11 protein-coding genes and 1 tRNA gene are annotated in these 10,958 nt (G+C 55.5%); 8 read left to right on the top strand and 4 right to left on the bottom strand.

From position 1 onward, the window contains the following. Positions 1 to 43: 43 nt before the first annotated feature. Together AD944_RS12785 and AD944_RS12790 are read right to left on the bottom strand one after the other, a co-directional pair. Positions 44 to 1,537 (bottom strand): PepSY-associated TM helix domain-containing protein, encoded by a 1,494-nt coding sequence (locus AD944_RS12785; RefSeq protein WP_045541605.1) that lies wholly within the window; start codon positions 1,535 to 1,537, stop codon positions 44 to 46. Positions 1,538 to 1,552: 15 nt separating this feature from the next. Beyond that, complete coding sequence (locus AD944_RS12790; RefSeq protein ID WP_045541604.1) at positions 1,553 to 1,885, bottom strand: hypothetical protein; 333 nt, start codon at positions 1,883 to 1,885, stop codon at positions 1,553 to 1,555. 129 nt (positions 1,886 to 2,014) lie between these two features. On the opposite strand from AD944_RS12790, the gene AD944_RS12795 reads away from it, so the two are divergent. The 7 genes from AD944_RS12795 to AD944_RS12825 all read left to right on the top strand — a co-directional run bounded on the left by AD944_RS12795 (position 2,015) and on the right by AD944_RS12825 (position 7,563). Next, complete coding sequence (locus AD944_RS12795; RefSeq protein ID WP_045541603.1) at positions 2,015 to 4,333, top strand: TonB-dependent receptor; 2,319 nt, start codon at positions 2,015 to 2,017, stop codon at positions 4,331 to 4,333. A gap of 252 nt (positions 4,334 to 4,585) precedes the next feature. Next, the gene (locus tag AD944_RS12800; protein WP_035382287.1) at positions 4,586 to 4,978 is read left to right on the top strand and encodes a hypothetical protein; all 393 of its coding nucleotides are present in this window, start codon (positions 4,586 to 4,588) and stop codon (positions 4,976 to 4,978) included. Then, positions 4,975 to 5,391 (top strand): cell wall hydrolase, encoded by a 417-nt coding sequence (locus tag AD944_RS12805; RefSeq protein ID WP_045541602.1) that lies wholly within the window; start codon positions 4,975 to 4,977, stop codon positions 5,389 to 5,391. The genes AD944_RS12800 and AD944_RS12805 overlap by 4 nt, the downstream gene beginning before the upstream one ends. Next, on the top strand, positions 5,388 to 5,684 hold the full coding sequence (locus AD944_RS12810; protein ID WP_045541601.1) for a hypothetical protein: 297 nt from the start codon (positions 5,388 to 5,390) through the stop codon (positions 5,682 to 5,684). Before AD944_RS12805 ends, AD944_RS12810 begins: the two co-directional genes overlap by 4 nt. 65 nt (positions 5,685 to 5,749) lie before the next feature. Next, positions 5,750 to 6,316 (top strand): hypothetical protein, encoded by a 567-nt coding sequence (locus AD944_RS12815; RefSeq protein WP_052427093.1) that lies wholly within the window; start codon positions 5,750 to 5,752, stop codon positions 6,314 to 6,316. Positions 6,317 to 6,494: 178 nt separating this feature from the next. Continuing rightward, the gene (locus AD944_RS17605; protein WP_254906878.1) at positions 6,495 to 6,617 is read left to right on the top strand and encodes a hypothetical protein; all 123 of its coding nucleotides are present in this window, start codon (positions 6,495 to 6,497) and stop codon (positions 6,615 to 6,617) included. A gap of 175 nt (positions 6,618 to 6,792) precedes the next feature. Next, on the top strand, positions 6,793 to 7,563 hold the full coding sequence (locus AD944_RS12825; protein ID WP_045541600.1) for a hypothetical protein: 771 nt from the start codon (positions 6,793 to 6,795) through the stop codon (positions 7,561 to 7,563). 226 nt (positions 7,564 to 7,789) lie between these two features. Here the strand turns inward: AD944_RS12825 and AD944_RS12830 are convergent, their stop codons facing one another. Further along, complete coding sequence (locus AD944_RS12830; RefSeq protein WP_169794908.1) at positions 7,790 to 8,872, bottom strand: PAS domain-containing protein; 1,083 nt, start codon at positions 8,870 to 8,872, stop codon at positions 7,790 to 7,792. A 688-nt stretch (positions 8,873 to 9,560) separates the two neighbouring features. Further along, a tRNA-Leu gene (locus AD944_RS12835) sits at positions 9,561 to 9,647 on the bottom strand. Between the two features lie 294 nt (positions 9,648 to 9,941). On the opposite strand from AD944_RS12835, the gene AD944_RS12840 reads away from it, so the two are divergent. Continuing rightward, positions 9,942 to 10,895, top strand: coding sequence for a complex I NDUFA9 subunit family protein (locus AD944_RS12840; RefSeq protein ID WP_045541621.1), 954 nt, complete (start codon positions 9,942 to 9,944; stop codon positions 10,893 to 10,895). The last annotated feature ends 63 nt before the right edge of the window (positions 10,896 to 10,958 follow it).

Below are 10,958 nucleotides of genomic sequence, written 5' to 3' on the forward strand. Positions count from 1 at the left end.
GCCCAGAATGCGCAGGCCCACGCAACAAACACATATAGGCTGATCATGACGCGTGCCTGTGCAGTTTTCTGGCTATGATCAATGCTACCAGCCCCATGAGTATGATCAGCGCGTCCAGCGTGTAATAGCGTGTTGCATCATGCCGCCAGCCATGACTGTGGGTAAGAACGTCAACCACCGGCAGGCCGAGCGCCACAAAGGCCAGCCCTGTAAGCTGCGTGCGCCAGCAGGAGGAGGCCGTGTTTTTGAACGCGCAGACAAGCCCATGAAGGGCAGAAAGCATCCAGAGTGCGAAGAATACCTGAATTTCCGCGTGCATGCGGTCTGGCATGTGGGCGGGCAAAAGGCGGTTGGCCCATAACAACCCTGCAATGGCTAACGGAAGACCAACCAGAACCCCTATGGTCAGGCCTTCCGCTGTTTGGAACAGGATCATCTGTCCGGATGTTTTGCGGCGCTTCATCAGGAACAGCACCAGCCCACTGCCCATAAGCACGGTGCAGGCCATACCGGAGAGAAAATAAAGCCAGGACAGGAGAGGCGAGGAGAAACGGGCGTAATGCAGGCCGTGCAGGAGTTCTACCGTGCGGACAGCTGCCCCTTTCTGAATAAGGGAACTGATGAAATGTCCATCTGTACGGCTGAATGTTACCAGATCACGTGTCAGGAACAGACTGGCGTCATCATTGCGAAAAATACGGATCTGGTCTTTGGAAAATATGATCAGTTCGCACCGTTCGGCATGCATGATCTCTTGCGCACGGCTGATCAACGGCCCCAGTGGGGGCGGCATGGGGCCTGTGCGCGATGTGGGAGCCGGGGTGTTTCCTTTTGCCGGGGGTGTGGCTGGCGCAGGAACCGGAACAGCCGCCTGTTGCGCAGGCAGGAAGGGGTGCGGCGGAAGGATATCGCGCGCACGTATAACTGTGCCTGTGTAGGTGATCATGATCAGAAAAGGTAGAAATAGAACGCCGGTCACAAGGTGAGCATCCAGCCACGCACGGGGGCGTGCGCCAAAGGGACGAAACAGGATTAGATCCGGCCACATGGCCTTGATCTGAATGGCGATGCCAGAACCTACCGTAAGCAGAAGGCAGACGCCCAGCAGGGTGACAATGGTGCAGCCCAGTACCGGGCCATTGCGCAAGGCGTAGTGAAAATCAAAGAAAAACTGGCCGCCTGCTGTCTGGCGTGCCGGAAAACGGTGACCATCCACAGGGTCCAGCACCGGGCCAATAAATTCATGCCCATCATAATGTAGCACCCGGATAACCGGGTCCCGGCGGGAGGGGAGCGTTATAAAGGCAAACAGGTCTTTCTCCTGCTCCGTCACCATGGTTTCTGCTGCACGTTGCAGCGCCACGGCAGTGGGCGCAGGCGGTTTGTCCAGAGAGACTTCCGGCTGCATCCACTGGGTTATTTCTTTGTCAAACACGCTGAGCGTGCCGGTGGCAAACACGCATGTCAGCACCAGCCCGGCCAGAAACCCGACCCAGCTGTGCAGCCATCCCATATGAACCCGAAATGTGTCACGCATGAAGAACGGTGTCTTTCATGGCATGATGAGGTTACACGCAGCGATCAGGCCGCACAGCGCCAACAAAATCCACAGCCCCCACCCATGGGTGCGTGCGCCATACCCCAGCAGCAGCAAAAGCGGCAACGCTGCCGTGGCAACCGCTTCTGCCACTGTAATGGCCACCCTGTTTTCCACACCGTCGCGCAGCACCGTATGCATGACAATAAAATGAGCGCTCAGATAGGCGAGCACGGCAGCAGTGGCCAACTGCGCCATGCGTTTGTAAACGGCATGGCGTTTTTCAATCCGCCTCCGCGCAGCAGGCGCTGCGGGGCGGGAAACGGGCTTTCTGACGGCGTCTGGCATGGGGGTGTGGTACAGCGTTTGAAAGGAGGAGGACAGGGTTTGTGGAGTGTATGACAATAAATCAATTTTGCGAATAGCTATCAATTGCGTATGAGGGGGTCAATCAAGATGCTCTTTGTGAAGGTTTGAATGATCATGACGCGATGCCTGTTCTCCCTTGGCCGGTATAGGCGTCACCTCCTGTTGGCGACTGCTATCATTGTAACAGGTGCGGGAACTGCCCGCGCGGGCGCGGCGGAAACGCCAGCGTCCAAGGGCAAAGCAATCCCTGCTGTAGCGCAGACACCTTCCCATGCGGGCAATTCGCAGCCCGCAGGATCGGACATAGCTCCTCCGCCCGCGCCCGCAGGTGCCCCGCAGGGAGAGAGCGGTGTATCATCCTCCGCCAGTGCGGACGAGCAGATTGTGGTCAAGGCCAAGCGCCGGAACCAGATGGAAGTTATCAGCGGCGGTCAGTTGGGGGCTCTGGGCACCAAGAAGGGGCTGGATGTGCCCTTCAATATCCGCAGTTATACGTCCAGCCTTATTCTCAACCAGCAATCGCAGACACTGGGGCAGGTGCTGGAGAATGATCCGTCCGTGCGCACCACTTACGGCTACGGCAATTTCTCTGAAATGTTCATTATACGCGGCTTTCCTGTGTATGGTGATGATATTGCAATCAATGGTCTGTATGGCATCACGCCGCGTCAGCTTGTTTCTCCGCAACTGTATGATCAGGTGCAGGTGCTCAACGGAGCCAGTGCGTTTCTGAACGGGGCAGCCCCCGGCGGCACTGGCATTGGTGGCAACATTAACCTCATGTTCAAACATGCGGAAAATACGCCCATTACTCGCATAACGGGAGATTATACCAGCAAGGCCACGGGGGGCGGCAGTTTGGATGTGGGGCGGCGTTTTGGGCAGGATAAAGCCTATGGGCTGCGCCTGAACGTGGCCGGGCTTTCCGGCCAGACATCCATTGATCATGAACGCAGACACAGCGCCGCAGTGGGCGCAGATTTTGACTGGCATGATGATCGCACCCGTATTTCCGTGGATATGAATTACCAGAATCAGGGCGTGGACTGGGGGCGGCCCGGTGTGTTTCTGGGCAGTGGCGTAACCCATGTGCCCCGCGCGCCGTCTCCCGCCCATAATTATGGGCAGGCCTGGACATATAACGAACTCAATTACATTTTCGGCATGCTGAACGTAGAGCATGATTTTTCAAAACATCTTACAGCCTATGCTGCTTTTGGCGGCATGGGAGGGAACGAAAAGGGGGACTATTCTTCCCTCACTCTTTCTGATGGTCGGACCGGCGCAGGCACCAGCGGCAGCATGTATGTGCCCGTTGTGCAGACCAATGAGAGTACGCGCGCCGGGGTGCGGGCCCATTTCACTACAGGGCCGGTCAAGCATGAAATGAATGCCGGTGGGTCTGGCTTGTGGGAGGAGTTTGACACTGCTTATGCCATGGCGTGGGGCTCCTCCGTGGCGACCAATCTGTATCATCCCAATTATGCGGCGCCACTGGTGCAGAATCTGGTGGGTGGGGACATCAATAATCCCAAACGCAACAGCCAGACACGCCTCTACAGCCTGTATTTTTCAGACACCATGTCCTTTTGGCATGATCGCATCGCGCTTACGGCGGGCTTCCGGTATCAGAACATGTTGATCAACGGCTACGCCTATAATGGCGGTGGGCTGACCGCCCATTATGATCGTGGTGCCATTACGCCTGTTGTCGGCCTGGTGATTCATCCAACACGCCGCACCTCCCTTTATTTCAACCGCATAGAAGGGTTGGCGCAGGGGCCACGAGCCACCGGCGCGAATGTTGTCAATCTGGGGCAGATTTTCCCGCCTTACAAAAGCGTGCAGTATGAAGTGGGGGCTAAATACGATATTGGACGTTTCACGACCACACTGGCTTTTTATCAAACCTCCCAGCCCAATTCCTACACGGAACCGTATGGGAATGAGGGGGCGTTGATTTTCCGTGCAGACGGCCTGCAACGCAACCGTGGGGTGGAGTTGAATATTAACGGGCAGATACTGCCCGGCCTGCGGTTTAACGGTGGTGCAACGCTGATTGATGCACAGTTGCGGCGTACGGCAGGGGGAGAAAATAATGGCCATAGCGCCATTGGTGTGCCGAATTATACCATTAACGGTAATCTGGAATATGATCTGCCTTTCCTGAAAGGGGGCACTGTGGTCGGGCGGGTGGTCAATACCGGCAAACAGTGGGTCAATACCGCCAATACGCTGCATCTGCCTGTCTGGACACGGTTTGATCTGGGCGTGCGTTATACGTTTGCGGTGCAACATAAACCGCTTACCTTGCGTTTTGGCGTGGATAACATTGCAAACACCCGTTACTGGTCATCCGCGTTCAATGGCTATCTATTGCAGGGCCTGCCAAGAACATTCAAATTCTCCTTCACGGCAGATTTGTAAAAAACGGGAAGACAGTATCAGGCGCATACGTTACGGGCGGCTGTTCAGCCTTTCTTTTTGACAGTCGCCCCCCGGCCCCTGCCGTGTTGCTCCAGGGAGGTGTCTCCCCACCGTGCGAGCAATTTCAACAATAAGCTTGAGCCCGCGCGTGGTCAGTCTTAGGACAGAACCAGATTGGGAGATGTCTGTTACAGACACTTCTGTTTTTGAAACCACCCTTCGGGGTGGTTTTTCTGTTTCTGGATAGACATCATGCAAGATAATCGATGCGCAACGGCGGAGGAAGTCGCTGTTCTGCGTGAACGTGTGGCGCGGGTGGAAGGCGGCCATGATCATCTGCGCGATGGTCTGGACATCCTTTCACGCCAGTTTTCTGAATTGCGGCGGGATCTGACACAGGCTGTAGATGATAATGCGGCCTGCACGCGGCAGGAGATTATGAGCCGTGTTGATGCCATGAGCCGCAATACACACCGGCGCGATGCGGAAGTTTCTGATCGGCTTGCCCGCATAGAAGGCGGAATCCGTCTGGCAAACTGGATTACTGTAACGGTGATTGCAGGCGCAACCACATTGCTGAGTTGGGCGCAGATGGGGGATGCCCTGTGGCGTTTCTGGACGCATTTTCTGGCAGGTGGTGCATGAGGACGCCTGTGAATATTGCCGCCCGTACGGCATGGGGGGAAGCCAGAGGCGAGGGCGCGCAGGGTATGCAGGCCGTACTGAACGTGGTGCATAATCGCGTGGCCAAGCCGGGATGGTGGGGGCGGGATGTAATCTCTGTCTGCCGTGCGCCATCCCAGTTTTCCTGCTGGAGAACACAGGACCCAAACCGGACAAAACTTCTGACCGTAACTGCAGAAAATCCACAGTTTCATGAAGCCCTGTTACTGGCGTTTCAGATGGAGCTGGGGCAACTGCCGGACCTGACAGATGGCGCGGATCATTACTTTGATTGCCGTACACCACCGCCCTTCTGGGCGCGTGGCAGGTTTTACAGAAAAACAATTGGTCATCACGCGTTTTATCGGGTGGGCCTTAAGGGGGATGGATCATGAAGCAGGCTCTTGTCACCGGAGGGAAGATCAGCGGTATTGTTGCGCTTGTTCCCCTTCTGGTTTCTGAAGTTCCCGGACCGTGGGATACAGTTTTATGCACAATCGTGATTATCTGCGGGGCCATTGCCACGGCGGTACCCGCGCCGCAGACCGGGTCTGGCTGGATGATGGCCTATAAACTGGTTTCTGTTATCGGCCTGAATTTTGGGTGGGCCGCCAACCATCTTGCGGCGGGGCAGCATACGGTGCCGCAGCCGCAGGCACCTGATACGTCAGGCAAAGCCAGACAGTAGTTTTCCTTTTTCAGATGCACAATAACAGGCCGCCTCAGGGCGGCTTTTTTTATGGAGCAAGATGTATGAAGCAGATTTCACGCCGCGGGGTGATACGGTCAGGTGGTCTGGCCTGCCTGGGGAGTGTGCTGACAGCCTGCACGGTGACCACCAAAGGGGCTGTAACATCCTTGACTTTGGATGTGGGCAAAGTGGAGGCCTATGCGCAGGCTGGATATAATTTTGCACAGATGGTTCTGGCTGTGCCCAATGTGGCGCAGGCGCTGGGCGCACCCGCCGTTGCAGTTGTAGAAGTGTGTGCGAAAAATGTTCTGGCTGCTCTGGATGTTCTAAAAAAAGAGGCGCATGGAAGCCTGACTGTTTCTTACAATTCGGCCTCTGTCAAACAGGCATTTCAGTCCATTCTGGCTGATTTTCAAACCGTCATTACGGCTGCTACAACGCTGTTGCACGCACAGGTGAAGGGACACCCCTCCCCCACGGTTCAGAGCAGACTTGCCCTTGGCGTGACTGCGGCGGAAACCATTGTGTCTCTCATGCAGGCCATGGTGAGCATGAGCAGTCGGGCAGAGGAAAGAGTGCCGCGTATGAGTGAGAGCGCAGCCCTTGCTGTGCTCGGAGTGCGCCTGTGATGGGGCTGCATGCTTTGCTATGTACTTTGGCAGGTATTGGGTGGCCAGACCATGCTGGTTGTTCTGTTTGTCTTGTGTCGGCGTCAGCAGCAATGGCCGGATGCCTGATGTGATTGCAGGGGCGGGAACAACAGGTGCAGGCAAACGTTGTGTCATGATAGCAACAAGGAATGAGACAATGGAAAAACTCTCTGAAGATTTTCAGAAACGGCAGAAACCAGCCGCGCGGGTTATTGTGTCCGTGAGCGTGGCGCTGGCCGTGTTCTTCATGATGGTGGCCAAGGCACTACGGAATAAATAAGGCCCTTGAAAGTGTGACCATGCTTTCCTTGTCCGGAGAGTATTTTTGCTTTTTAAACTACGTTTTTATCAGAGAAACGTAGCCGGACAGGCAGGTGTGCTGCCTGTCTGATTCTGCGCCGCAAAGAGATGTCAGCCTGACACTTGATGCGGCGTTATTTTTTTTCAGGATACCTATGCAAAGAAAATTGGGATGTCGGCCTGCGGAGCGTCGGGCTGGGCAACCGCGGCTGTCCGGTTTGCGGATGATGGCGCGAAAGGCTCCCGCGCGTCTGGTGCGTGACCATGTTGATCCGGCCCCTCTCTTGTTGGGGAACGACCGGGTGGGGGACTGCACATCGGTCGGGCTGGCCAACCATATTCGGGCCACGGCAGCGCTTGCCGGATTTCAGGTGGCCGTAACAGAGCAGGATGCCCTTCGTTTCTATAGTCTTTCTACAGGCTATGACCCCTCCCGCCCCGTAACGGATCAAGGGGGAGTGGAGGTGGATGTTCTGGCCTGTGCCGGGCGTACCGGATACGGACTGGCCACGCAGACGTTCTACCCTTTGTGGGGCACGGCGGAGGAGGGGGACTTTAACACCCTACGCTTGATTGTTGCGGGCCTTGGTGCGGCCTACGTGGGGGTGCAACTGGCGCTGGCTGATCAGGCCTCGGGCGTGTGGGACACTCTTACGCCGGGAGACCAGCGGCCCGGTTCCTGGGGTGGGCATTGTGTGCTGGTCTGGGATTATGCCGGAACGGCGGATGATGATCTGGTCACGCTGCTTACGTGGGGGACGCGCCAGAAATGCACATGGCGCTGGCTGCGCTCCCGCCTGATGGAAGTGCATGGCGTGTTATGGCCGCAACTCATGCTGCCGGGCGGCCTTTACCCAACAGGGGATGATCTGGAAAAGCTGAGGGCTGAGAATGCTGCTTTTCTGGGAGCGGTTTTAAGCTGCTGACATAATCCCCCAAAACTGTACCCGCTATCCACAGGCTTACCCACGCAACCATCCGCAGAATCTGGGGATAAGTGGAAAAGCTGCCTGCTCTGTTCGGGCAGGCTGGCGTGCCCAGCGCTAGGGAGTGCGTTGGCGCGGTGGTTTCTGCAAACCTGAAATCTGTCGTGCAAACGGGATCGGAAGGGAGGTATGGTCCCTGCACCTGAAAGCGTATTGGTCCCTGTGTTCAGAGCGCCTCCGACGAGACGTGCTCTGCGGAGGGGAGCGTAGGTTGGTGGGGGAAGCAGAGAGTGACAATCAACCCTTTCGGCTGCCAGTCTTTTGTAACCTCTCCTTTTGCAGAAGAAATAAGGCGCCCAAGCAAGCCACTGCCAAAGCCGACTGCATGCGGAGGGGCAGAAACAGGTGGGCCGCCCGTTTCCTTCCATTTGAAACGTAGGTGATGGTCTTCCTGCGCCCATTCGAGGGAGACAAGGCCATGGCAACTGCTCAAAGCGCCATACTTCATGGAGTTTGTTGCCAGTTCATGAAAAATGAGGGAAAACCGGGTGACTTCATTTTTGGCAACGCTGATGGGGGCTCCATGCAGTGCACAGCGTGTTCCGTAAGGTTGCAGCACGGCTTGCAGAATGCCGTGTAAATCCATGGCCTCGGCCTGAAGCGGATCATCCCCTTTTGCATGGCGCGCCAGAGAGGAGACACGGGCAAGGGCACAGAGTTTTCTTTTTAAAATATGGGTTGCGCTTTCCGTGGCGTCAGGGTGTGAGGCTTCTTCTTCAGAAAGGGTGACAAGCCCGTTTACAACGGCAAAAAGATTGCCAATGCGGTGATGCATTTCCTGTGTCAGCATGCGTTCCCGCTCAAGCGCATGCTCCAGTTTCAGCCGTAGTGTGGTGGTTTGCGTGATGTCACGGGAGACACATAAAATAGTGGCCGTGTTTCCAGAAGCAGCAATCTGGGGGATGAGAATATTATCCCAATACATAAATCCATCTTCCACACGGCTTTTGCCCTGAAAGCGGGCTTTTTCACCGCGTGCGGCTTTCTTGAGCGCCCTTTCTCCTTCCTCATGGACTTCGGGTGGCAGAAGGGACAGCCACGGCATGCCAAAGCCCGTATGTTGCGGAACGTTCAGTGCCTGACATCCTGCGCGATTCATCATCAGAAGAGTGCCATCGAGCGCTAACACCTTGATGCAGTCTGGTGTGGCATCAAGCATGGCGTTTTGCATATCAGGAAGCGCAATGGGAGAGGCCGTATTCAAGGCAGGAAAAAGAGTCTTGGCATATGTCTCGGCTGCTTTTTCCATATTTTCCATGTTCAGCTCTGTGTGGATAGGCGGGAGAGGACGCGATGACCTTTGAATATTAGGGTTTCATGAAAAAATGGCAATATTTTGCAGGTAAAGAAAGAGTAAAGAAAATATTAAAATTAGTTTCCGTTATATTCACTATGGATAAACACTGATTAAATTTCTCATGACATAGTCAAGAATATCGGGAAATGACGCGGAATGTCAGCAGAGCCGTTATTTTTGTTTGTTTTTATTATGAATATTCCATCTGCACTGTCAGCATAGCCGGAAGGGTGTTCAGAGTAGGCAACTTACGTCTCTCTGTGCCGGAGTCTGTGTGAAAAATCAGCCGTAAAAAGAGGGGCTGGATTTTGTGGGCGGAAAAACAGGAGTTGAGAGCTTGGAGTCCGGAAAGCATCAGGGAAAGCTGGCGCTTCTAAGCGGTAACAAAATAGCCTCTGGTTGACCTGACAGAGTCTTACGCAGTGTCTTGGGTTGGAGAGTGCTATGCTGTCATTGACTTACGCGGGACAGGTTAACCCTGACAAAGTCAACCACGCAGAGGCGCGAAGGGTATCTTACGCACATTTTACGAAATCAAAATTGTAAAATAAGAGGGGGTGGGTGTAATTTGGTAAGTGAGCCAGTCACTCGACCAAATTACACCAAACCCTGTAAACATTCGCAGTAAACTGCGATATGTTGGTGCCCAGAAGAAGACTCGAACTTCCACGACCTTGCGGCCACAGATACCTGAAACCTGCGCGTCTACCAATTCCGCCATCTGGGCTCAGAGGCAACCCGGAGTGTTCCGGGGTGGTGAAGGGGGATTTACTCTGCCTTTAAGGGGCCGTCAACAGAGAAAATGAAAAATATCTGACAGATTTGTGTGGTGCAGCGCTCTGGCCCTGTGGAGTGGAATGGAACACAGTCTGAAACGCCCGCCTGCCAAAGGCTTTTGGCCGTATTTCAAAGGGGTGGGCAGGAGCCAGAGGGCGGACCGAAACGTGACGGCGCGCACTAAAAGATTAAGGCGTGCTGAACGCCCCCAGTCCTGATGAGGGAAGTAGAAGGTTTTTTGGGAATGAGCACAGGTAAGATTGCAACAGTTCTGGGTGGCAATGGCTTTGTTGGGCAGTATGTGGTCCAGAATCTGGCCGAGGCCGGCTATACCGTAAGGGTGGCCAGCAGGCGGCCCGACCGTGCGACTCTTCTGCGCCCCCTGGGGCGGGTGGGGCAGATTGCGCCTTTCTATGCCTCCGTGCTGGATGATGCTTCCGTGGCCTGCGTGGTGGAAGGCGCGTCCATCGTCGTCAATCTGGTAGGTGTGCTGGGCTCCACATCCCGGCAGGGGCTGGAGGCCGTGAATGTGCTGGGCGCTGAGCGTGTGGCGCGTCTTGCCGCCGCTGCCGGTGTGGACAGTTTTGTTCAGATGTCCGCCCTGGGGGCATCTCCCTCAGCCGCTTCCGCTTACGGGCGTAGCCGCGCTGCCGGGGAGGATGCTGTCAGACGCCATCTTCCGCACGCCTCGATCGTGCGGCCCTCCATTATCTTTGGCCCGGAAGATCATTTCTTCAATCTGTTCGGCACGATGGCCCGCTATCTGCCGATCTTGCCGGTCTATGGCGCCAATACCCGTGTGCAGCCGGTTTTTGTGGGAGACGTGGCGCAGGCACTGGCCCGCATTGCGCTTGATACCACGCTTGCGGGAAAGATCTGGTCTCTGGGCGGGCCGGAAGTTCTCACCATGCGGCAGATTTATCAGTGGGTGCTCAAGGAAACGCAGCGTGACCGCCTGCTGTTTACTGTGCCTTCTGCGCTGGCATCCTTGCAGGCCAGTATTTTTGAGCGGCTGCCGGGCAAGCTGATCACGCGTGATCAGTTGCGGATGTTGTCCGAGGATAATGTGGTGCCCCCCGGCCAGCCGGGATTTGAGGAACTCGGTATCGCGCCGCGCAGTATTGAGAACACCGTGCCCTTCTATCTGGACCGATATCGGGCTGGCGGTGGTCGATCTGGTGTTATGGTTCCAGAATAAGAGGTTAGGGGCATATAGGTCCGGTTTGATACTTAAATCATATAGGATTTTTGGTTTATTTTG

This window comes from Acetobacter tropicalis (genome assembly GCF_001580915.1).
Lineage (GTDB): Bacteria > Pseudomonadota > Alphaproteobacteria > Acetobacterales > Acetobacteraceae > Acetobacter > Acetobacter tropicalis.